The 23,527-nt window shown below is 38.5% G+C and carries 23 protein-coding genes and 1 tRNA gene; 20 read left to right on the top strand and 4 right to left on the bottom strand.

Annotated elements, in window-relative coordinates; all coding sequences use genetic code 11:
• The first annotated feature begins 11 nt into the window (after positions 1-11).
• The 9 genes from selD to nifJ all read left to right on the top strand — a co-directional run bounded on the left by selD (position 12) and on the right by nifJ (position 10,012).
• Positions 12-1,034 carry a selenide, water dikinase SelD gene (gene selD / locus IGL17_RS09925; protein ID WP_016618400.1) on the top strand — a complete coding sequence of 341 codons (1,023 nt, stop codon included), beginning with the start codon at positions 12-14 and terminating at the stop codon, positions 1,032-1,034.
• A gap of 15 nt (positions 1,035-1,049) precedes the next feature.
• A complete protein-coding gene (yedF, locus tag IGL17_RS09920) occupies positions 1,050-1,637 on the top strand; it encodes a sulfurtransferase-like selenium metabolism protein YedF (RefSeq protein WP_016618399.1) in 588 nt (195 codons plus the stop codon).
• Between the two features lie 20 nt (positions 1,638-1,657).
• Positions 1,658-1,915, top strand: coding sequence for a DUF3343 domain-containing protein (locus IGL17_RS09915; RefSeq protein ID WP_010713179.1), 258 nt, complete (start codon positions 1,658-1,660; stop codon positions 1,913-1,915).
• A complete protein-coding gene (yqeC, locus tag IGL17_RS09910) occupies positions 1,903-2,658 on the top strand; it encodes a selenium cofactor biosynthesis protein YqeC (RefSeq protein ID WP_010707249.1) in 756 nt (251 codons plus the stop codon). Before IGL17_RS09915 ends, yqeC begins: the two co-directional genes overlap by 13 nt.
• On the top strand, positions 2,622-3,452 hold the full coding sequence (yqeB, locus tag IGL17_RS09905; protein ID WP_002419489.1) for a selenium-dependent molybdenum cofactor biosynthesis protein YqeB: 831 nt from the start codon (positions 2,622-2,624) through the stop codon (positions 3,450-3,452). Before yqeC ends, yqeB begins: the two co-directional genes overlap by 37 nt.
• A gap of 235 nt (positions 3,453-3,687) precedes the next feature.
• Positions 3,688-4,152 (top strand): flavodoxin, encoded by a 465-nt coding sequence (locus IGL17_RS09900; RefSeq protein WP_002382673.1) that lies wholly within the window; start codon positions 3,688-3,690, stop codon positions 4,150-4,152.
• Between the two features lie 37 nt (positions 4,153-4,189).
• Positions 4,190-5,047: a sulfide/dihydroorotate dehydrogenase-like FAD/NAD-binding protein gene (locus tag IGL17_RS09895; protein ID WP_002365019.1), complete on the top strand. Its 858-nt coding sequence runs from the start codon at positions 4,190-4,192 to the stop codon at positions 5,045-5,047.
• On the top strand, positions 5,040-6,458 hold the full coding sequence (gene gltA, locus IGL17_RS09890) for an NADPH-dependent glutamate synthase (RefSeq protein WP_016618398.1): 1,419 nt from the start codon (positions 5,040-5,042) through the stop codon (positions 6,456-6,458). Before IGL17_RS09895 ends, gltA begins: the two co-directional genes overlap by 8 nt.
• A 20-nt stretch (positions 6,459-6,478) precedes the next feature.
• Positions 6,479-10,012, top strand: a complete 3,534-nt coding sequence (gene nifJ / locus IGL17_RS09885) for a pyruvate:ferredoxin (flavodoxin) oxidoreductase (protein WP_016618397.1) — start codon at positions 6,479-6,481, stop codon at positions 10,010-10,012.
• A 34-nt stretch (positions 10,013-10,046) separates the two neighbouring features.
• Here the strand turns inward: nifJ and IGL17_RS09880 are convergent, their stop codons facing one another.
• A complete protein-coding gene (locus tag IGL17_RS09880) occupies positions 10,047-11,462 on the bottom strand; it encodes a Ktr system potassium uptake protein D (protein ID WP_002385738.1) in 1,416 nt (471 codons plus the stop codon).
• A gap of 369 nt (positions 11,463-11,831) precedes the next feature.
• Between IGL17_RS09880 and IGL17_RS09875 the strand changes: the two genes are divergently transcribed.
• From IGL17_RS09875 to IGL17_RS09840, 8 genes are all read left to right on the top strand, one after another.
• Complete coding sequence (locus IGL17_RS09875; protein ID WP_002356617.1) at positions 11,832-13,349, top strand: flavocytochrome c; 1,518 nt, start codon at positions 11,832-11,834, stop codon at positions 13,347-13,349.
• Between the two features lie 226 nt (positions 13,350-13,575).
• The gene (locus tag IGL17_RS09870) at positions 13,576-14,160 is read left to right on the top strand and encodes a thymidine kinase (RefSeq protein WP_002356618.1); all 585 of its coding nucleotides are present in this window, start codon (positions 13,576-13,578) and stop codon (positions 14,158-14,160) included.
• Between the two features lie 11 nt (positions 14,161-14,171).
• Entirely contained in the window at positions 14,172-15,245 is a 1,074-nt protein-coding gene (gene prfA / locus IGL17_RS09865) for a peptide chain release factor 1 (RefSeq protein WP_002356619.1), read from the top strand.
• A complete protein-coding gene (gene prmC / locus IGL17_RS09860) occupies positions 15,238-16,071 on the top strand; it encodes a peptide chain release factor N(5)-glutamine methyltransferase (protein ID WP_016618396.1) in 834 nt (277 codons plus the stop codon). Before prfA ends, prmC begins: the two co-directional genes overlap by 8 nt.
• A 43-nt stretch (positions 16,072-16,114) precedes the next feature.
• The gene (locus tag IGL17_RS09855; protein ID WP_002368930.1) at positions 16,115-17,137 is read left to right on the top strand and encodes an L-threonylcarbamoyladenylate synthase; all 1,023 of its coding nucleotides are present in this window, start codon (positions 16,115-16,117) and stop codon (positions 17,135-17,137) included.
• Between the two features lie 75 nt (positions 17,138-17,212).
• Positions 17,213-18,451, top strand: coding sequence for a serine hydroxymethyltransferase (gene glyA / locus IGL17_RS09850; RefSeq protein ID WP_016618395.1), 1,239 nt, complete (start codon positions 17,213-17,215; stop codon positions 18,449-18,451).
• A gap of 131 nt (positions 18,452-18,582) precedes the next feature.
• Positions 18,583-19,212 carry a uracil phosphoribosyltransferase gene (upp, locus tag IGL17_RS09845; protein WP_002356624.1) on the top strand — a complete coding sequence of 210 codons (630 nt, stop codon included), beginning with the start codon at positions 18,583-18,585 and terminating at the stop codon, positions 19,210-19,212.
• Positions 19,213-19,317: 105 nt separating this feature from the next.
• A complete protein-coding gene (locus IGL17_RS09840; protein ID WP_002356625.1) occupies positions 19,318-19,590 on the top strand; it encodes a membrane protein in 273 nt (90 codons plus the stop codon).
• A 73-nt stretch (positions 19,591-19,663) separates the two neighbouring features.
• On the opposite strand, the gene IGL17_RS09835 is transcribed toward IGL17_RS09840, so the two are convergent.
• Positions 19,664-19,900, bottom strand: a complete 237-nt coding sequence (locus IGL17_RS09835; protein ID WP_002381528.1) for a hypothetical protein — start codon at positions 19,898-19,900, stop codon at positions 19,664-19,666.
• A gap of 158 nt (positions 19,901-20,058) precedes the next feature.
• Between IGL17_RS09835 and IGL17_RS09830 the strand changes: the two genes are divergently transcribed.
• Positions 20,059-20,131 (top strand) — tRNA-Thr (locus tag IGL17_RS09830).
• Between the two features lie 49 nt (positions 20,132-20,180).
• On the opposite strand, the gene IGL17_RS09825 is transcribed toward IGL17_RS09830, so the two are convergent.
• Together IGL17_RS09825 and IGL17_RS09820 are read right to left on the bottom strand one after the other, a co-directional pair.
• Complete coding sequence (locus IGL17_RS09825; RefSeq protein ID WP_002362235.1) at positions 20,181-20,507, bottom strand: AzlD domain-containing protein; 327 nt, start codon at positions 20,505-20,507, stop codon at positions 20,181-20,183.
• Positions 20,494-21,201, bottom strand: coding sequence for an AzlC family ABC transporter permease (locus IGL17_RS09820; RefSeq protein ID WP_002379698.1), 708 nt, complete (start codon positions 21,199-21,201; stop codon positions 20,494-20,496). Before IGL17_RS09820 ends, IGL17_RS09825 begins: the two co-directional genes overlap by 14 nt.
• Before the next feature lie 213 nt (positions 21,202-21,414).
• Here IGL17_RS09820 and IGL17_RS09815 point away from each other — a divergent pair, with 213 nt between their 5' ends.
• Together IGL17_RS09815 and IGL17_RS09810 are read left to right on the top strand one after the other, a co-directional pair.
• Positions 21,415-21,966, top strand: coding sequence for a helix-turn-helix domain-containing protein (locus IGL17_RS09815; RefSeq protein ID WP_002362234.1), 552 nt, complete (start codon positions 21,415-21,417; stop codon positions 21,964-21,966).
• A 112-nt stretch (positions 21,967-22,078) separates the two neighbouring features.
• Entirely contained in the window at positions 22,079-23,410 is a 1,332-nt protein-coding gene (locus IGL17_RS09810; protein ID WP_016618394.1) for a hypothetical protein, read from the top strand.
• Positions 23,411-23,527 lie beyond the last annotated feature (117 nt).

Raw genomic sequence — 23,527 nt, 5'->3', positions numbered from 1 at the left:
GAGCGGACAGCATGGATTTTTTATCACAATGTACATCAGGTGGCTGCGGGGCAAAAATTGAATCCCGTGTACTGAACCAATTGTTGCAACACTTACCCGAAACACCGGCAAATGGGCGGCTACTCGTCGGATTTGAACATGCCGACGACGCCGCGGTTTACCAAATAACGCCTGAAAAAGCTTTGATTTCAACGGTTGATTTTTTTTCACCAATGGTCAATGATCCGTTATCATTTGGAAAAATTGCGGTCGCTAATGCTTTAAGTGATGTCTATGCCATGGGCGGTACAGTCCTTTATGCGCTAAATCTTGTTTGTTTTCCACAAAAGATGTCAAAAGAATGGTTGGAACAAATGCTCTTGGGTGGCAGTTTAAAATTAAAGGAAGCGGGTGCTTTACTGGCGGGAGGCCATTCGATTTATGACCATGAACCTAAGTATGGCTTAGCGGTAACTGGAGAAGTTCATCCAGAAAATTTGTGGCATAATAATACGCCACAGGTGGGGGATGTCTTGATTTTAACTAAAGCATTAGGTGTAGGAATTATTCAAGCGGCTGTTCGGGGGCAATTGGCGAAGCAGACGGAACAAAAAATCGCACAAGATTCGATGGAACGTTTAAATAAATATGCCGCTGCGAATGCTCGATCCTACGCAGTACATGCTTGTACTGACGTGACTGGGTTTGGTCTATTAATTCATGCGAAAGAAATGGCTGATAATCAGGTAACATTACTGATTGATACAGAAGCATTACCAACCATTACAGGAGCGTTGGCCTACGCCGCAGAATGTTTAGTCACTGCAGCTGGGCAAAGAAACCGACAAACAATCGGAACGACAATCGATTATTCAAAAATTTCTATGGAAATGCAAGAACTTTTGTTTGATCCACAAACATCTGGCGGACTGTTAATTAGTGTCGCTGCTGATGAAGCGGCAGCCTGTTTAGCAGCTATTCAAAAAGAGGACCCTGTTGCCAAAATTATTGGCGAGGTTCTGCCAAAAGAACAACAAGCAGTAGTACTTTTATAGAGAGAAGGGCCAAATATGAAATTAGTAGATGCATTGGGGAAACCTTGCCCAATACCTGTGATTGAAACAAAAAAAGCTTTGGCGGAGTTAGGTTTAGCTGGAGGCACTATCGAGGTTTTAGTCGATAACGAAGTAGCTGTTGAAAATTTGAAAAAATTAGCTGCTAAAAAACAGGCCACTTTGACTGCGAAGCAGATAGAAGCCACGGTTTTCTCTGTCAAAATTACGGTACCTGAAGAAGCGACTCAACAAACAAGTCAGTCAGCAACAGATTTAGTAATTACGATTGGCTCCGATGAATTAGGTACTGGAGACGAGCAGCTAGGACGACTATTAATGAAAAGTTATCTTCAATCTTTATCAGAAGCAGAAACTGTTCCTACACAGCTATTATTCTTTAATCGAGGGGCGTTTTTAACGAATCAAGCAGCGAACACCTTAGCTGATTTGCAACAATTAGCGGAGAAGGGAACCACGATTCAAACGTGTGGGGCCTGTTTAGATTTTTATCATTTAACAGACACCTTAGCTATCGGCTCTATTACTAATATGTACGAAATTGTTGAAACAATGAATCAAGCGGCTAAAGTAATTACGCTTTAACAAAAAAAGAAGGTGAAAAGATGGAGTATTTGCTAACCTTTCCGAATACACATTATGCTGTTCAGGCGGAACAAGTACTGTTGGCAAGAAAGGTGGCTGTTCGCGCCTTTACTTTGCCACCATCATTGACGGATGGTTGTGGGATCGGTTTACTCATTAATGAAGCGGAAATAACTCACAGTGTATGTTTTTTAGAAGAAGCAAAAGTACGCGTAGCCTCTATTTTTTCTGTGAAAAATGACCTTGGGGAAAGGAGGTACCAACTGTGGAGTCCTTAAAAAAGTGTTTTGATTTACAAGGAAAGGAGATTGTGTCGATTGTTGGTAGTGGTGGGAAAACAAGCTTAATGTGGGCGCTAGCAAAAACATATCGAAAGGAAGCTGTTCTGGTTAGTACAACTACAAAAATTGGGTTTCCCCAACGTCAATTGTATGATTATTTTTATACAAACCATTTTGAAAAAATAACGCCGAATATCTGCGGAATCACTTTAGCAGGAACCGCTATCAACAACCAAACAAAACTAACGATGCCTGCAATGACCTCGTTTCAAACATTGTTTCAGCACTTCACGAAAGTTTTTTTAGAAGCGGATGGGTCCAAACAACGACCTTTGAAAGGCTGGTCTTCTTATGAACCCGTGATATTAAAAGAAACAACCACCACAATTGGTGTGCTTCCGATTTCTGTGATTGGTCAAAAGATAGATGAAACGACCATTCATCGGTTGCCGCTTTTTTTGGAATTAACCGATGCGCAACAACAAGAACCAATCACAGAAACATTGTTAGCTCAACTCATTGCTCATCCAAAAGGATTGTTTAAAGAGAGCCAAGGCCAACGAATTTTGTGTTTAAATCAAACCCATACGCGAAGAGAGTTCGTTCAAGCGATGAATGTCTGTCTTCAATTACCCAAAAGCTGTTTTGAAAAATTAGACAAAATTATTGCTTGCAATATGGAATTAGAGAAAGGACTTATTTTATGGGAGAAATCAGTCAAAACATCCAAGAAAAATTAGTGATTGTTCGCGGAGGGGGCGATCTAGCGACAGGTGTTATCCAAAAATTATGGCACGTTGGCTTTAAAATACTAGTATTAGAAACAGAATGTCCTCTGGCCATTCGGCGGACTGTTTCAGTTTGTGATGCTATTTTCCAGAAAGAACAAAGAGTGGAAGATTTGGTTGCTGTTCGAATTACTTCATTAAAGGATTGCGCGAAATGTTGGCAGCAAAATAAGCTGCCTGTTTTTGTCGATCAAACAGCAAGTGCTATTCAACAATTGAAACCACTGATTGTTATCGATGCGATTTTGGCTAAGAAAAATTTAGGTACGCATCGAGGAATGGCACCGATTATGATTGCTTTAGGACCAGGCTTTTCAGCACCGCAAGATGTCGATGTTGTGATTGAGACAATGCGTGGACATAGGTTGGGACGTTTATACTTTGAAGGAACAGCTTTACCTAATACAGGTATTCCAGGTGAAATTGGCGGAAAAAGTGCGGAACGAGTTGTCCATGCTCCTGCTTCAGGACAAGTTACCCATCTTAAAAACATAGGGGATTTTGTGTTGAAAGGGGAAGCATTATTTTTTATCGATCAGGTTCCAGTTTATTCGCCTCTGACAGGGACTTTGAGAGGATTGATTTCAGAAAAGGTAACCTGTTATCAAGGGTTGAAGTGTGCAGATGTAGATCCTCGACCAGTTGAGAAAGTCGATTGCTTGACGATCTCCGACAAAGCTCGTGCATTAGGGGGAGCGGTTTTAGAAGCAATTTTTATGATTGGAAGAAGGAAAAACGTTTTATAAAAAAGAACCTAAATAATATTTTTTTTACCTTAAAAATATTGTTAAAAAGGTTTGGAGTGTGGTATAGTAAAGACGTAGTAAAAAATACTCTATCTCGAAAGGAGAAGAGTACATACTTAGTTAGATTAGTTTGTGAATAAAATCATTTGTTAAAAAAATTTTTTAGTAGTTAATGTAAGGGGTTACAATTGCATTTGAATGCATTGAAATATTTAGGACAACAGAAAGGAAATGAATGAAGATGGCACTAGTAAAAATTGTTTATGCAAGTATGACTGGAAACACAGAAGAAATTTCCGAGATTTTGGAAGAACAGTTTCAAGAAGCTGGAGTTGAAGTAGAACGTGAAGAATGTTCAGAAGTTGATGTAGACTTCTTTGATGATGCAGATGCTTGTATTATCGCAACGTATACTTATGGTGATGGGGAACTGCCTTTTGAATTTGAAGATTTCTTTGATGAATTAACTGAAAAGGATTTAGCAGGTAAGCCATTTGGCGTTGTTGGTTCCGGTGATCGTGAATATGGTGAATTTTTCTGTAAATCAGCGCATGATTTTGTAGGAGCTTTTGAAAAAGCTGGTGCTAAAAAAGTAGCTGAAACAGTTGAAATTGAAAACAATGCAGAAGAAGAAGACATCGAAATGCTAAAAACATTTGTTAAAAGTGTCGCCACAACTTTATCTGATAGCGTTGCCTAAGGATTTAAGAAAGTAGGAGTCAGAATGAAAAGGAATGATGAAGGTAGGTATTTCAATGTTTAATATTCTTCAGTCGACTCAATTATCTAGTAATACATTTGATTTTTGGCTGGAAGCGCCAAGAATAGCGACACATGCCCAGGCTGGACAGTTTGTTATTTTAAGAATTGACGAAAAAGGAGAGCGGATCCCTTTAACGATTGCGGAGACAAATCCACAAGCAGGCAGTATTCGAATTATTTTCCAAGTAATCGGTAAGACAACAGCTGCACTTTCCCAACTTAAAACTTCCGACTCTTTGTTAGATATCACTGGACCTTTAGGTATGCCCACAGAAGTGAAGCAATATGGAACGGTGATGGTTGTCGGTGGTGGAGTTGGCATCGCGGCTATTTATCCAATTATCAAGGCTTTAAAAGAAGCAGGCAACCGAGTGATTACGATTTTGGGGGCACGAACAGCTGAGTTAGTTCTGTTACAAGAAGAATGCCGTCGTTATTCGGATGAACTAATCATTACAACGGATGATGGTTCATTAGGTAAAAAGGGCTTAGTAACAGAAGCGATGGAAGAAGTTATTGCACGTGAATCTGTAGCGTGCAGTTGGGCGATTGGGCCCAGCATCATGATGAAATTTTGTACCTTGACAGCTGAAAAACATCAATTACCAATTTATGTTTCCTTGAATCCTATTATGATTGACGGAACAGGCATGTGTGGCGGTTGTCGGGTCACTGTTGATGGCACCATGAAATTTGCCTGTGTTGATGGACCTGAGTTTAAAGGCAATGAAGTAAATTGGGATGAATTCATTAATCGAATGAAGCAATATCAGGAAGAAGAAGCAGTTTGCTTTACAGATCGTTTGAAAGAGCAGGTGGAGAAAAATGGCTAGAAAAAGTCGTATAAAAACACCGATTGCGGAACAAGCACCTACTATCAGAAAGAGTAATTTTGAAGAGGTTTGCTTAGGCTATACATTAGCAGAAGGGCAAGAAGAAGCGGTTCGCTGTTTACAATGTAAAAATGCACCTTGTATTGCTAAATGCCCCGTGATGATTGATATTCCTGGATTTATTTTAGCTATTCGTGAAGGAAACATGGAACAAGCAGCCGATATTTTAAGTAAATATACGAATTTACCTGCTATTTGTGGACGCGTTTGTCCGCAAGAGAAACAATGTGAACAAGTTTGTAAATTAGGGAAAGCCAAAAACTTTGAACCAGTGGCAATTGGCAAATTAGAACGTTTAGTTGCCGATTGGGCATTAGAAAATCACATGTTTCCTAAAAAAACAGCGGAACCAACAAAAGGGAAAATCGCAGTGGTCGGTTCTGGTCCTTCTGGGTTAACAGTTGCGGGGGATTTGGCAAAGCTCGGTTACGAAGTAATTATTTTTGAAGCGCTTCATGAAGCTGGCGGTGTATTAACCTATGGTATACCTGAATTTCGATTACCGAAAAAAATTGTTAAACAGGAAATTGCGAGTATTGAAGCCTTAGGTGTAACAATAGAAACCAATGTGGTAGTAGGTAAAACGATTACGATGGAAGAAATAATGTCAGAGTTTGATGCCTGTTATTTATCGGTTGGTGCAGGGGCACCAAACTTTATGGGAATCCCAGGAACTAGTTTAAATGGGGTTTATTCTTCTAGTGAATTTTTAACACGAATCAATTTAATGCATAGCTATGAGTTTCCAGAATATGATACACCGATTAAACGTGCTAAAAATGTCGTTGTGATTGGCGGCGGGAATGTTGCAATGGATGCCGCTCGTTCAGCCAAACGATTAGGCGCTGAAAATGTGAACATTGTGTATCGTCGTTCGTTAGAAGAATTACCAGCAAGAATTGAAGAATACCACCATTCCCTTGAAGAAGGAATTAACTATTATTGGTTAACGAATCCAATTGCTTATTTAGATGACCAACAAGGAAATCTAGCCGGTGTTGAATGTGTCAAAATGGTTTTAGGTGAACCAGATGCGTCTGGAAGACGACGGCCAGAACCGGTTCCAGACAGCACGTTTACCATTCCTGCTGATGCAGTAATCGAGGCAATTGGCCAAGGGGCAAATCGCGTCTTGTTATCAACATATCCAGAAATAGAACTAAACCAATGGGGTTACATTCAAGCTGATCCTAAAACAGGAGCAACCTCAATACCTGGCGTTTTTGCTGGGGGCGATATAGTCACAGGTGCTGCCACCGTTATTTTAGCGATGGGCGCTGGGAAAATCGCAGCTAATGCAATTGATCAGTATGTCAAAACACAAAAAACAACAGTCACAAGCAATGTTTAGGAAAGATAAAAGGTGAAAAAATGAAAAAAACAATGGATGGAAACACCGCAGCGGCTTATATTTCATATGCGTTTACAGAAGTTGCCGCTATTTATCCTATCACACCAAGTTCAACAATGGCTGAGTTGGTAGATGAATGGGCGGAAAGTGGTTTAAAAAATATTTATGGTCAAAAAGTTCAAGTTATTGAAATGCAATCAGAAGCTGGGGCAGCGGGAGTAGTTCATGGTTCGTTAAAAACAGGTGCGTTAACCACTACTTATACTGCTTCACAAGGTTTACTGTTGATGATTCCCAATATGTATAAAATCGCAGGAGAATTGCTACCTTCTGTGTTCCACGTGGCGGCTCGGGCAGTAACGACAAGTGCGTTGAGTATTTTTGGTGACCATGGCGATGTGATGGCTACCCGCCAAACAGGTTTTTGTATGTTAGCAGAATCGAGTGTCCAAGAAGTAATGGATTTGTCGGCAGTTGCTCATTTAGCTAGCTTAGAAGGTAGTTTACCTTTTGTAAACTTTTTTGATGGTTTTAGAACGAGCCATGAACTACAAAAAATCGAAGTGATTGATTATGATGACCTGAAAGAAATGGTGAATCAGGAAGCTGTAACTCGTTTTAGAATGGGAGGCATGAATCCTAATCATCCCACTGTTTCAGGGACCGCTCAAAATCCTGACATTCATTTTCAACAAAGAGAAACAGTCAATAAAAATTACGAAGAAATGCCAAAAATTGTTCAAAAATACATGAAAAAAATTAACAATCTTCGTGGAACAACGTATGATTTAACCGATTATTACGGGGTTGAAGATGCAACAGAAGTCATTATTTCAATGGGGTCGGCTTCGCCAGTAATCAAACAAACAGTCGACTATCTCAATCAACAAGGACGCAAAGTTGGTTTTATCAATATTCATTTATATCGTCCATTTCCTACCGAAAACCTTCTTGAAAAATTACCAGCTACAGTAGAAAAGGTTGCGGTTTTAGATCGAACAAAAGAATCAGGAGCCGAAGGGGAACCGTTATTGCTAGATGTTCAAAGCGCTCTCTATCAACATGAAAATCGTCCAATTGTGATTGGTGGACGTTATGGGTTAGGTTCTAAAGACGTAGCGCCTAATCAAATTAAAGCGATCTATGACCATTTGTTATTGCCATTTAAAGAATTAAAACAACGCTTTACGGTAGGGATCGTTGATGATGTAACCTATCAATCATTGCCAGAAGAACCTACTTTAGATTTAACGCCAGATACTACCTTCCAAGCAAAATTTTGGGGCTTTGGTTCTGACGGAACTGTGGGAGCAAACAAGCAAGCGATTAAAATTATCGGAGATCATACCGACCTTTATGCACAAGCTTACTTTAGTTATGATTCTAAAAAATCAGGCGGTTTAACCGTTTCGCATCTGCGTTTTGGTAAAGAGCCAATTACTTCCACGTATTTAATTGAACAAGCAGATTTCATCGCTTGTCATAATGCTTCCTATTTGCATAAATACGACCTGTTAAAAGGTTTAAAAGATGGCGGAACGTTTTTACTGAATACTATTTGGGATCAAGAAAAGGTTCATCGTTTATTACCGGCTAAGTTGAAAAAATATATTGGGGAGCACCAAATCAAATTTTATTTTATCAATGCGGTTGAGTTAGCTCGCAAAGTAGGCTTAGGCCGTCGGATCAATACAGTGATGTCTACTGCCTTTTTTGAAGTAACAGATATTTTAACGAAAGAGCAATATTTACCGTTACTTAAAGAAGAAGTGAAAAAGACTTATGGAAAAAAATCAATGGAAATTGTTGAAAAAAATTACCAAGCGATTGATGCTACCTTTGAATCGCTGCAAGAAATCGTAGTTCCAGAAGATTGGGCAACCATTGTTTTAGAACCAGAAAATCAAGAGTCGGAAGCTCCAGCTTTTGTGACAAATATTTTAGAACCAATCAATCGTCAAGAAGGGGATCAGCTGACCGTTTCAGATTTGATTGAAAACGGAATGAAGGGCGGTGCCATTCCAATGGGCACTGCGGCTTATGAAAAACGTGGCATTGCGTTAGAAGTGCCTGAGTGGCAAATGGATAAGTGTACGATGTGTAATGAATGTGCCTTTGTTTGTCCACATGCGGCTATTCGACCATTTTTAGCGGATGAAGAAGAACTGAAAGAAGCACCTGCAGGTTTTGCCATGCGCGAAATGCGTGGCACTGATGGATTGATGTATCGTATCCAAGTTTCTTTAGAAGACTGTACAGGTTGTGGTCTTTGTGTTCAGGCTTGCCCTGTGAAAGACAAGGCGATTTTAATGAAACCTTATGAAACTCAGAAAGAGCAAGCAATGAATTGGGCCTTTGCGATGACTCTTAAACAAAAAGCCAACCCAGTCAAAAAACTTTCTGTTAAAGGTTCCCAATTTAACCAGCCATTGATGGAATTTTCAGGTGCTTGTGAAGGCTGTGGCGAAACACCTTATATTAAGTTGTTGACGCAACTATTTGGTGATCGAATGATGATTGCTAACGCAACAGGCTGTTCATCAATTTGGGGTGGTTCGTCACCGGTGACGCCTTATACAACGAACGAATGTGGCCAAGGACCAGCTTGGAGTAATTCGCTGTTTGAAGATAATGCGGAATATGGTTATGGTATGTATATTGCCAATCGAACGAAACGGCAACATTTAGCTAGTCTGGTTGAAGAAAGTCTTGCTAAAAACGTCGGATCAGATTCACTTCAAGCCTTGTTAAATGATTGGTTGGAACACATGGCTGAAGGGGAAGGAACACAACAGCGAGCAACCAAACTAGCGGCGGCATTAAGTGAAGAAGCCGATGAAGATCCACTTTTAACAAAAATTTACGAACAAAAAGATTTACTAGTGAAAACGAGTCAATGGATTGTCGGCGGCGATGGTTGGGCCTATGATATCGGGTTTAGCGGCATTGATCATGTTCTTGCCAGTGGGGAAGATGTTAATATTTTTGTTATGGATAACGAAGTATATGCCAATACAGGCGGACAAACATCTAAAGCTACACCAGCTTCAGCCATTGCCAAATTCTCAGCGGGTGGGAAACATACCTCTAAAAAAGATTTAGGGATGATGGCAATCACTTATGGGAATGTCTATGTTGCACAAGTGGCTTTAGGCGCAAACTCAATGCAAACGATTAAAGCAATTGACGAAGCGGAGCGGTACCCAGGCCCATCAATTATCATTGGTTATACCCCATGTATTAATCACGGGGTCAAAGGTGGAATGGTTCGGACGTTAGATCAAGCCAAAGAAGCCGTTGAATCTGGCTATTGGCCACTTTATCGCTATAATCCAGAGTTAGTTAAGAAAGGCAAAGATCCGATGGTCATTGACTACAAGAAAACAGATTTTGACAAAATGCGTGATTTTCTTGAAAAACAAACACGTTACTCTGCGTTGCATACAATTAAAGAGAATCAAGAAGTAGTCGAACATTTACTTGATAAAACTAAAGAAGATGCAATTGAACGCTCTGAAAGTTATAACAAACTAGCCACACATATGAAAAAATAAAAAACAAAGCCTCTTACTTGAGAGGCTTTGTTTTTTATCCAATAATAATTTTTTCTGAAGGGTATTCGTAGCCTAAGTCACGTGTTTCTTTTGGTACAAAAATCATTAAGGTATAAAGCATACCAATACGTCCAATAAACATTAATAAGGCAATCATTAATTTACCTACTGTTGTTAAATCGTCTGTAATGCCCAAAGAAAGACCGGTTGTCCCAAAGGCAGAAGCGACTTCCACAATGATTGAAATCAAGGGCAGATTTTCAGTGGCTGACAAAAAGACGACAGCGAAAAAGCACATAATCAAAGACAACATGAAGACGACAATCGATTTTTTGACATCATCGTCATCTATTTTACGGCTAAAGACGCTAATATCATCTTCACTTTTTAAAAAGGCTAACAAATACAAACCAATAATCGCAACAGTCGTTGTTCGAACACCACCACCAACAGAGCTAGGACTACAACCAATAAACATTAACACAGAAAAAATAATCAATGTTGTGATTTGGAAGTCCCCTAAATCATTAATTTGGAGGCCAGCGTTTCGTGTAGTCATCGAATAAAACATCGAACTTACCCAACGGCCACTTTCATTCATTGTCAAAAATAGGTGATCTTTTTCTAATAAGTAAATCAAAATAGTCCCACCAATGAACAGAACAATAAACGCTAGCAAAGCAATTTTACTAAACAATGAAAAGCGGAAAGGCAAGCCTCGTTTCTTCTTGCGAAAGTTCTTTTTCTTAAAATGTAACCACTCATGAATTTCCAGTAAAACGGGAAATCCAATTCCGCCGATAAAAATTAAGAACATAATTGCCAGTAAAAAGAGATAATCATGAGCAAAAGGGATAATTGAATCACCTGAAATATCAAAGCCTGAATTAGTCACTGCAGAAATAGCTTGATAAAAGCCATAAAATATCGCATCTCGCCAGTTCGTATAATAACCACTTATATAAAAATAAAGTGAAAAGAGCGAGCCGAAGATTACTTGGAACCAAATTAAAATCAAAAAAGTGGTGCGGATCAGTCGAACAATTCCGCTCAGTCGCGGCTGATTCATGTCAGTCATAATTAACTGACGTTGCTTTAAGGTGATTCGCCGTTTTGATAAAATAAAAAAGACCGTTGAAATCATCATAATCCCTAAGCCACCAACTTGGAAAAGAACCTCCAATAAGACAATCCCACGATCATTAAAAACCGAATTAATATCGACTGTGGTGAGTCCAGTAACACTGACTGTACTGATTGCTAAGAAAAATAAATCAATAAAAGGAACATGCGAGTCAGGTTCTCTGAAAATAGGGAGGCAAAACAATAAATAAGAAATAACCGTCATTAATATGTAATAAGCGACGATGATTTGAATAGATGAAAAATTTTTGCGAATAAATCGATCGCTTTTTCGCTGTGCCAGCCACAGCAAACGTGTATGGTTCACTAGATAACCTCCCAATTCTAATTAAACTAAGTATACCAAAACTTTTCGCCTCAAACGAATAATTCTGCCAGAAAATCCTTGAAATGACAAATAAAAATAAGAAATTCGTTAGAAATAATTGGAAAACATCCACAAACAAGCGAGAACATGATATTTTATGAAAGAATAGAAAAATAGGTTGTTCCCCAAACAACTTATTGCTAATTGGTCAGTTTGTCTAACGATACAACTTTAAAAAGTAGTGGTAGCTTTTTTATTTCGGTTGATATGTGAATGTGTTCACTTTATGTAACAAACTGTTATTTTTATTCAAATGAAAAATAAGAAATTGTGTTGGTAGAAATCAATAGTTTATAAGGTGGGAAAACAATGAAAAAAGTGTTAATGGGAGTTCTTTCCCTAGGGTTATTATTAGGTGCAGCAACAGGTTGTACAAGCGATCAAGAAAAAGCCGCTGGTAAAACAAAAGCATCTTCTGAAAAAACAGAAGCAACATCTGGTGCCTCTGCTAATGGTTATACAGATCCAAGCGAACTAAAAGACAGTTATGATGTTGTTATTGTTGGTTCAGGTGGTGCGGGGATGACCGCTGCATTACAAGCCAAAGAAGCTGGCATGAATCCAGTTATTTTAGAAAAAATGCCTGTTGCAGGTGGGAATACAATTAAATCGTCTTCAGGAATGAATGCTTCACAAACAAAATTCCAAGAAAAAGAAGGCATTAAAGATAGCAACGATAAATTCTTTGAAGAAACACTAAAAGGCGGTAAAGGAACCAACGATCAAGAATTACTACGTTATTTTGTTGATCATTCAGCTGAAGCAATTGATTGGTTAGATACAAAAGGAATTACATTGAGCAATTTAACGATTACAGGTGGAATGAGCGAAAAACGCACACACCGACCTGCTGACGGATCAGCAATTGGGGGCTATCTAGTTGACGGTTTAGTACGTAACGTTCGCGAAGAAAAAATTCCATTGTTTGTTGATGCTGACGTGACAGACTTAGTTGAAGAAAACGGTCAAATTGATGGCGTAAAAGTGAAAATGAAAGATGATAAAGAAAAAACAGTTAAAGCAAAAGCAGTCGTTGTCACAACAGGTGGTTTCGGTGCCAACGAAAAATTAATTACACAATACAAACCAGAATTGAAAAACTATGTTACAACGAACCAAGAAGGAACAACAGGTGACGGTATCCAAATGATTCAAAAAGTTGGCGGTGCGTTAGTGGATATGAAAGAAATTCAAATTCACCCAACTGTTCAACAAAGCGATGCTTTCTTAATTGGTGAAGCAGTTCGTGGAGAAGGCGCAATCTTGGCTTCTCAAAAAGGAGAACGTTTTGTTAATGAGTTAGATACACGTGACAAAGTTTCTGCAGCAATCAATGCCTTACCAGAAAAATCAGCTTATTTAGTCTTTGACCAAGGCGTTCGCGACCGTGCAAAAGCCATTGATTTCTATGATCAAAAAGGTTTCGTGGAAAAAGGTGAAACGATTGAAGAATTAGCTGAAAAAATTGGCATGCCTGCCGATACATTGAAAGCAACGATTGATACTTGGAACCAAGATGTTAATGCCAAAGATGACAAACAATTTGGCCGGACAACTGGCATGGAAGCTGACCTAAGCACAGCGCCTTACTACGCAATTAAAATTGCACCAGGGATTCACCACACAATGGGTGGCGTGAAAATCAACACGAAAACAGAAGTTTTACGTGAAGATGGCACACCAATTAAAGGTCTATATGCTGCTGGTGAATTAACAGGTGGCTTACATGGTCAAAACCGTATCGGAGGCAATGCCATCGCCGATATTATCATTTATGGTCGTCAAGCAGGTACGCAATCAGCAGAATTTGCCTCTGCTCAAAAATAACTAGCATTAAAAAGTCTGAAATTGTAGTCAAATAACTACAATTTCGGGCTTTTTTATTGCATACTAGCAGGATCATTAGTTGGAGTATAAATAGCCCTGCTAAAATGACTTTGGCGTAGATTCTGTTTTTTTCAGAAAAATGCACGACCATTTTAGCTAAAAATACTGCTTTTTTGCTGAAAATATAGTAAAATACGTAAGGAACTAACGGAAAGGTGTAGTGAACATGGCTCAATTATTTTTCAAGTATGGCGCAATGAATAGTGGTAAAACCATTGAAATCTTAAAAGTAGCACACAATTACGAAGAACAAGACAAACCAGTTGTTTTGATGACCAGTGGACTAGATACACGTGATGGTGTCGGGAAAGTATCCAGTCGCATCGGATTACGCAGAGATGCTATTCCAATTTTTGAAGAAACCAATGTCTTTGACTTGATTAATGATTTGTCTTACAAACCTTTTTGCGTATTAGTCGATGAATGTCAATTTTTAAACAAGCATCATGTCATTGAATTTGCACGAATTGTTGACGAATTAGATATTCCAGTAATGGCATTTGGGCTAAAGAATGATTTTAGAAATGAATTATTTGAAGGCTCAAAGTATTTACTTTTATATGCAGACAAATTAGAAGAATTAAAAACGATTTGCTGGTTCTGTCATAAAAAAGCAACTATGAACTTGCACTATATTGATGGCAAACCCGTTTATGAAGGGGATCAAGTCCAAATTGGTGGGAATGAAGCCTACTATCCTGTTTGTCGCAAACATTATTTTCATCCAAAAACAGTGAATGAAGAACAGTAAGGAGAGACACTATGTACGATCAATTACAATCTATTGAAGATCGCTATGAGGAATTGGGCGAATTATTAAGTGACCCAGCAGTCATTAGCGATACAAAACGTTTCATGGAATTATCGAAGGAAGAAGCTAATACACGTGAGACGGTTGAGGTTTATCGCCGATATAAACAAGTTGTTGAAGGGATTAGCGATGCCGAAGAACTTTTAAGTGAAAACTTAGATGCGGAAATGGCCGAAATGGCGAAAGAAGAACTTTCTGATTTGAAAAAAGAAAAAGAAGTGTTAGAAGACCGCATTAAAATTTTATTATTACCAAAAGACCCAAATGATGATAAAAATATCATCATGGAAATCCGTGGTGCAGCCGGTGGCGATGAAGCCGCACTTTTTGCTGGCGACTTATTTAATATGTACCAAAAATATGCAGAAGCACAAGGGTGGAAAGCGGAAGTTTTAGAAGCGAACGTCACTGGAATCGGTGGATATAAAGAAGTAATTATGATGATTTCAGGAGATAACGTCTTTTCAAAATTAAAATACGAAAGTGGCGCTCACCGCGTGCAACGAGTTCCTTCAACAGAATCACAAGGACGGATTCATACATCGACAGCAACCGTTGTAGTTATGCCGGAAGCGGAAGAAGTCGAAATCGAATTAGCTGATAAAGATATCCGTGTCGATATTTATCATGCAAGTGGCGCTGGTGGACAGCACGTCAATAAAACCGCTTCGGCTGTTCGATTAACCCATTTACCAACAGGAATCGTGGTCGCAATGCAAGATGAACGTTCACAGCTAAAAAACCGTGAAAAAGCAATGAAAGTTTTGCGTGCTCGTGTGTATGACCAAATTCAACAAGAAGCACAAAGTGAATATGATGCTAACCGTAAATCGGCGGTGGGGACTGGAGATCGTTCAGAACGAATCAGAACGTATAACTTCCCACAAAATCGAGTAACGGATCATCGTATTGGTTTAACCATCCAAAAACTAGACCAGATTCTTGCTGGCAAATTAGATGAAATCATTGATGCATTAGTCTTATATGATCAAACATCGAAATTAGAAGAGATGCAAAATGGCTAAACGTTACTTTGAAGTCCTTAACTGGGCTTCTTCTTTTTTAGAGGCGCAAGGCAAAGAAGGCTATGCTATTCGCTATGTTTTTTTAGAACGTAAAGGTTGGGATAAAACGCAGTGGCTCCTGCATATGCAAGAAGAAATGCCCAAAGAAGAAGAGAAACAATTAAAAACGGATTTAGCCCAATTATTGACAGATTACCCAGCACAATATTTACTAGGACAAGCTGAATTTTATGGACATTCCTTTATTGTTAATGAACATACTTTGATTCCTAGGCCAGAAACAGAAGAATTAGTCGAGCGTTGCTTAAAAGCCAATCCAGATACTCCTTTGACGGTCGTGGATGTCGGAACAGGGACAGGTGCCATCGCGATTAGCTTGAAACTGGCACGGCCCAACTGGCGAGTTATTGCCATTGATCTTTCAGAGGAAGCGTTGACTGTCGCTAAACAAAACGCGCAAGCATTAGGTGCTGACATCGAATTTTATCATGGGAATGGCTTACAGCCAGTTGCTTCTGAAAAAATCGATCTGCTTATTTCTAATCCGCCCTATATTAGTGAACAAGAATGGCATTTAATGGATGCAAGTGTCCGAACGTATGAACCTAAAACCGCTTTATTCGCTGAAAATAACGGTTTGGCTTTATACCAACAATTAATTCATGAAAGTCAAACGATGCTTAAAGCAGACGGTAAAATTTATTTTGAAATAGGGTTTCAACAAGGCGCGGCCCTCCAAGAATTATTGAGCGCCGCCTATCCACAAAAAACAATTAAAATTGAAAAAGATTTATCTGGCAACGATCGCCTCGCGATAGCCGAGTAACTAAGGTTCTTCGTCGCCACTTTTCTAGAAGGAGCGATTTGCAATGGAAACAAAAAAATTAACCAAACAAGAAATAGCCCAAGCAGCAGCAGCCATTCAAGCAGGCGAGCTAGTGGCTTTTCCAACAGAAACTGTTTATGGCTTAGGTGCCGATGCCTTAAATGAAGCGGCAGTAAAAAAAGTTTACCAAGTAAAAGGCCGACCCAGTGATAATCCATTGATTGTTCATGTGAACAACGTTGAGATGGTCAAAAAATACGTAGCGACCTTACCAGAAGTCGCTACAAAATTGGTGTCTGCCTTTTGGCCGGGACCATTAACTTTAATTTTTAATGTGCCTAGCGATACATTTTCTAAAACAGTAACAGGTGGTTTAGAGACAGTCGCTTTTCGTATGCCAGATAACCAAGCGACCTTAGCTTTGATTGAACAAGCCAATGTTCCGTTGGTTGGACCAAGTGCGAACACTTCTGGCAAGCCTAGTCCAACATCTGCAGAGCATGTTTATCATGATTTGCAGGGGAAAATTGCTGCCATATTAGATGATGGCCCAACGCAGATTGGGGTGGAGTCCACGGTCTTAGATTTAACGGCGGAAGATGGTGTGCCAGTTATTTTACGACCAGGAGCAATTACCAAAGAGCAGTTGGAAAGCATTATTTCCCAAGTGAAAATCGATACACATTTAATTAGCGAAAATGCAGCACCCAAAGCGCCAGGGATGAAATACAAACACTATTCTCCTGATGCGGAAGTTTGGATTATAAGCGGTCAAACAGCAGAATGGCAAGCGGCGATTCAGCAAGCAACAGAACAACAGGAAAAAATCGGCTTATTTTTAAGTGATGAACAGGCAGCACAACTAGATACAGAAAATGCGTTTGTTTATTCTTATGGTGCAGAAACGGTTGAAAATGCCACAAAAGAACTATTTGCAGGGTTAAGAGCGTTAGATGAGCAAGGAGCTACCACGATTTTTGCGCAAGGATTTGCAGAAACTGGTTTAGGCACTGCTTACATGAATCGCTTGAAAAAATCAGCTAATCAAAAATTTTTTGAAAAATAAGAGGTATTTGTAACGAAGCTGACACAGAAGTATGATACAATCAGACAAAAGAAAACAAAATGGAGTGTTGTTTGAATGGATTACAAAACGTATGACCCAGATTTATGGAATGCAATTGCAAGAGAAGAAGAGCGCCAAGAAAATAACTTGGAACTAATCGCATCTGAGAATGTCGTGTCAAAAGCAGTTATGGCTGCCCAAGGAAGTATTTTAACGAATAAATACGCAGAAGGTTACCCTGGCAAACGGTACTATGGTGGTTGTGAATTTATCGATATCGTAGAAAATTTAGCTATCGATCGTGCCAAAGAATTATTTGGTGCAAAATTTGCGAATGTACAAGCCCATTCAGGTTCTCAAGCCAATACAGCGGCATACCTTTCATTGGTTGAACCAGGTGATACCATTTTGGGGATGGATTTATCAGCTGGTGGTCACTTAACACATGGTTCGCCCGTTAACTTTAGTGGCAAAACCTATAATTTTGTCAGTTATGGAGTGGATCCTTCAACAGAAGTAATCGATTACGATGTTGTGCGAATTTTAGCAAGAGAACATCGTCCAAAATTAATTGTTGCTGGCGCAAGTGCGTATTCACGAACGATTGACTTCAAACGTTTCCGTGAAATCGCTGATGAAGTAGATGCCAAGTTAATGGTTGATATGGCGCATATTGCAGGCTTGGTAGCTTCAGGGTTGCACCCAAATCCAGTTCCGTATGCTGATATCGTAACAAGTACGACCCATAAAACATTGCGTGGTCCTCGTGGCGGTTTAATTTTGACAAATAGCGAAGAATTGGCGAAAAAAGTAAATAGTAGTATTTTCCCAGGCATTCAAGGTGGTCCATTGGAACATGTGATTGCCGGAAAAGCCGCAGCTTTTAAAGAAGCTTTGGATCCAAGTTTTGCTGAATATAGTCAGCAAGTGATTGCAAATGCACAAGCGATGACGAAAGTTTTCAATCAAGCGCCAGAAGCTCGTTTAATTAGTGGGGCAACAGACAACCACTTATTACTGATCGAAGTGACAGGTTTTGGTTTAAATGGAAAAGAAGCAGAAGCTATTTTAGATAGTGTAAATATTACTGTCAATAAAAATTCAATTCCGTTTGAACAATTAAGTCCATTTAAAACAAGTGGTATCCGTATTGGAACGCCTGCGATTACTTCACGTGGTTTTAAAGAAGAAGATGCGGTAGAAGTTGCTAAATTAATCGTTCAAGTTTTAAAAGATCCAGAAAATACAGGAGTTCATGATGAAGTCAAAGCAGCTGTAGCAGCGCTAACTAAAAAATATCCATTATATAACTAACATCAGGGATAGCTGAAGCGCGATTCTCTGTACAAATAAGAGTCGGAGCTTAGGATTTAAGGAATTCAACTTGTGTCCTAGGCTCTTTTGTTTTACAATAAGAAAGAATAAAATAATGAAGGAGAATAGATATGGGAAAATTTCAAGTAATTGATCATCCGCTAATTCAACACAAACTAACAATGATTCGCGAAAAGAACTGTGGGACAAAGGTTTTCCGCGAAGTTGTCAACGAAATTGCTATGTTAATGGCTTATGAAGTATCACGGGATATGCCTTTAGAGGATGTTGTCATCGAAACACCGATGGGTAAATCAACACAAAAAACACTTTCAGGGAAAAAAGTAGCAATCATTCCTATTTTACGTGCCGGAATTGGCATGGTTGATGGGATTTTAGAATTAATTCCAGCAGCGAAAGTTGGACACGTTGGACTTTACCGTGATGAAGAAACATTGCAACCACATGAATACTTCGTGAAATTACCTGAAGACATTGCAAGTCGTCAATTATTTGTTGTTGACCCAATGCTAGCAACAGGTGGTTCCGCAATTATGGCCATCGATTCCTTAAAAGAACGTGGTGCTAGCAACATTAAATTTGTATGTCTAGTGGCCGTTCCAGAAGGTGTGAAAGCTTTACAAGAAGCGCACCCAGATGTAGATATTTATACAGCAGCTTTAGATGAGCGCTTAAACGAAGACGGCTATATCGTTCCTGGTTTAGGGGATGCTGGTGACCGTTTATTCGGAACAAAATAATAACAAAAAACCGTTAGATAACCGATTATGGTTACTAACGGTTTTCTTTTGCTTAAAGAACTTTTCTAGGTGTATAATAAAAAATAAAAAAACAAAGGAGTAGCTATGAAAAAGAATAAAAAAGTCTTACACGCTATCGCTGTGATTGCTAGTGTGATGTCAGTTTTGATGTATGTTTCATATATTCCACAAATTTATGGAAATTTACATGGGGAAAAAGGCAATCCGACGCAACCATTAGTGGCAATGATTAATTGTATTTTTTGGACGATTCATGGGTTATATGGAGACGATGGAGAGACACGAGATAAGTCCATTATTTTTGCTAATGTGCCCGGAATTATTTTTGGTTTTTTTGCGTTTATTACAGCATTATAGCTTCCGACGAATTGGAAAGTATTCCAATTCTGTACATAAAAAAGAGCGGGGGAAATTTCCCACGCTTGAAGAATTAAATCTTTTTCAATTGTTTGTAATTAATAACAATCACACCATTGCTGTGCACCATTAAGTGATTGTTTTTTTGCGTTTCGTCAATTTCGACGACAGCGGCATTTTTTAATTGTTTCGTAACAACGCCTGTTTGTGGCTGTCCGTGAACAAGAAAAGTAACATGGGTGTCAACGGCGAAATCCTTACCAGCATCCGATGGAACAACAGGAGTAACCATACCATTAAAATTTGACATACAAAAAACCATCCTTTCTTGATATCTCTATTATACCACATTTTCAGAAAAAAGTTTGTAAAGTCGCTATTTGGCTTATTTTAAAGAGATTTTGCATAAATAAATAACAAACAGACTTTACAAATAAAGTAGAAAGTCCTATAATAGATTTGTTTCAGGCCAGCTTAGCTCAGTTGGTAGAGCAACGCACTCGTAACGCGTAGGTCACAGGTTCGATCCCTGCAGCTGGCATCTAAAAAAACAGACAGGCACTACCATCTGGTAGTGCCTGTCTGTTTTTTTAGATAAAATTTTGGATTAGTGCAAATGAAGCAATGCCTACCAGTACAATAAGCAATAAGTTTTTAGTAAGTATTGCGGCTAAAATGGTAGGAAATGAAGCGAATAAATAAGGAAGATTGAGGCTTGGTAAATGCCCAATTCTTTGTTCAAATAAGCTACTAAACCATAAGGCTGACATAATCACAATGGGAACAAAACTTAGATATTCTAATAATTTCTGTGGCAGACTGATTTTTTTTAAAAGTAAAAATGGCAGTATTCTTGAAAGCCAGGTTGCAACGGTACAGCCTAAAATTGTTAAAAAGAGATACTCAGAAGAAGGCATGTTTTATCATCACTCCTATTCCACACCCGATTAACGTGACAACTAAGACAATTAAATTACTGGGAATAAAAATTAGACCAATAGACATCAAACCAAAAGTAATCAGGACCATGATGAGTTGTAAAGCGATTTTCATGGAACGATCACTAATTATCTGCAGATAGAGTAAACCAATGAACATAGCCACGACCGCAAACTCAAGACCTAATGCTTGAGGGTTTGCAATAAAGCGCCCTAGATAGGCACCGATGATCGTCGAAAAAAACCAAGTCGCATAGGAAATCAAATTGGCAGCATTAAACCACTCAAAACTTAAACGTCCTTTGGTGTGGTTTAATTTATTCATTCCTAGTGCAAAACTTTCATCCGTCAGTAAGGTTCCCAACCAGAGATTTTTACCGAGAGATTCGGCTTTAAAGTAAGGCGCAATGGTCATTCCCATAAGAATCATACGCGCATTTACTAAGAAAGTCGCTAACACAATGGATAAAATAGGGCTGCCACCAGTCAACATACTAACTGTTACAAACTGAGCAGATCCTGCAAAAATAAAAAACGACATCGCACTAACAATAAGAGGGGAAAAACCTGCTGCTTGTCCTACGATACCAAAAGCAATGCCAATACCAATATAGCCAAAAACCGTTGGCAAGGCTTCACGAATGCCAGTGCGTGCATCTAATTGGTGGTTCATTCTCTTTTTTTCCTTCTTTCTGTATAAAATTTAAACACGTGTGTATGAAAATCTAGACCTTCGATAATAAGACACAACGAGCGAATGAGCGTTTTCATTATTAACCACTCCTTTTGAACAACTAAGATATATATTGTATAATACAATAAAGAATACTTTTGTTCAATATATTAAACTTTTGGATAATAAAAAGAAACAGAAGGAGCAACTATTTTGGAGATTAATACAATTATTGGCAATAATTTAAAAAAAATTAGACAAGAAAAAAAACTTACGTTAGATGAACTAGCTGGGATAACCGGAGTGAGTAAAGGGATGCTTTCGCAGATTGAAAAAGGAACCACCAATCCTACCATAAATACAATTTGGAAAATAAGTAATGGACTCAATGTTCCATATACGTATTTATTAGAAGATGACTATGTTAAAGAAAATCCCGTGGTTAAAAAAACTGAGACGGTAACACAACATTCTGAAGATCACTCCTATCGAGTCTTTAATTACTACTCAGACAACCAGGAAAGAAACTTTGAACTCTTTCAGTTTGAATTAGATCCAGGGAAAAAGTATCAAGCTGTTGGGCATTCAAAACGTTCGACAGAATATGTCATGGTTATTCAAGGAGCATTAGCTCTTGAAGTGGGCGGTCAGAGATACCTTCTTCCAAAAGACGCCGCTATGTATTTTGATGCTAATCAAGTACACACGTATATAAATGACGGAACAGAGAAAGTCCAAGCTGTCGTCATTAACTATTATACATAACAGTGGAAAATAGACATTAGGAAATTGCTACATCTGTTATTTTATGGACAAAAAAAGTAAACAATGCTACCCTAAAAATAATAGAAAATGAAAGATAAAAGAAGAGGTCAAAATGAATAAAAAAATTGAAAGTCTTGGTAATACAGCATTAAGTTTACTAAGTAATACGATTATTGTTGTGCCTTATTTACTTTACATTCAATTGAGTGATGGACACAACCTTCTAACAATTTTACCATTTGTCTTATTTTATACATTGCGTATGACAGGCATTTTTCTGGTTCGAGGAATTAATTTGTCTTTAACTAGTCTAGGTCTACTAAAGATTTCTCTATTGTTAGGCTTGGCAGGCTCCTTAATTGGGATTGCCGGCGCTTATTCTTTCCCGCTTTATAGTATTTCAGGAATGTTGTTAGGACTTAGTGGGGCGTTGTTGCCACCAAGTAATCAATCAATTCGCTTTTTCTTGAAAGAAGAAGGTCAAAAAATTAGTCACAGCAATCTTTTAACGACAGTCTTATTGACCGCTGTTTTATTTGGCGCTTTATTTTTTAAAGCGACTGAGATTGGACTGGCGTTATTGGTGTACGCGCTCTATTTTCTGGTTGCTTTAGTAGCAATCAAGAGCTATCCTGTTTCATTAAACGAGCTAGAAGAAGAATCAGCAGAAGTTTCACGAAAAGAATTAATTCTGTTTGTTATCTTTTTTGTGTTATTACTTTTATTAAGAAGTGGTCGCTTATTAACGAATGCGGTGGAATTTGATTATGCGATTGTTGGCGCCTGCTGTTTCTTTGTGGTGGCTGTCCTTTTCGTTAGTCATTATGGCAAACGCGGTGCGTATAAAGTATCATTAGAAATGAATCTTGCGACCTTGATTAACGGGATTGTCGGGAACTATTTATTTTTATTTGGTTCCATTTATGTTGCAGGGGTTTATGGCAGAGCTCATATGGGTATCTATCTCTATTTACCTTATGTTTTAGGGATGATTTTTGCAATGATTGTAGCTAGTAAAACGAAACAATGGTCAAACAACATACCAATGATTGGTCTGGCGGGAAGTTTGGGAATATTACTTCTTACCTCGTGGACTATTTTAGGCCTGTTTCTCTTGAGTTTTTTCAAAAGCACATTGAACAGCTTTTTAGCTAGGCGATATTATCAAGAGACAGATTTGCCAAAAGATAGCCGCATCCTTATCAAATATACAACACAAACAAAAGGGAGTTTATGCCATCAATTTATTTTGATGGCGCTTATGTTAGTCACTGTAGTAGGCAAAGGTGGCACGACACAATTTTTATTAGAATTGACTGGCGGCAAAGGTATTTCAACGCAAACAAGTCAATTTTTAACTTTCATTAAAAATAGTAACTCGCTCTTAGTGTTATTATTTATTGCAGTTTATTTCGTGGTCGTTTTTCGTCAAAAGAAACGATAATTTACAAATATTCATAAAAAAATACTTGGAAAAACAGTGATTGTGGCTGATTTTCCAAGTATTTTTTTAGGAAAAGCTGTTTTTTTTTTTCGAAGATTCAAAAAAAATTAATCAATT

It is taken from the genome of Enterococcus sp. AZ088 (assembly GCF_051714845.1).
Lineage (GTDB): Bacteria > Bacillota > Bacilli > Lactobacillales > Enterococcaceae > Enterococcus > Enterococcus faecalis.
Note: the sequence above shows the minus strand (reverse complement) of the source record. Positions and strands in the feature narration are given on the sequence as shown.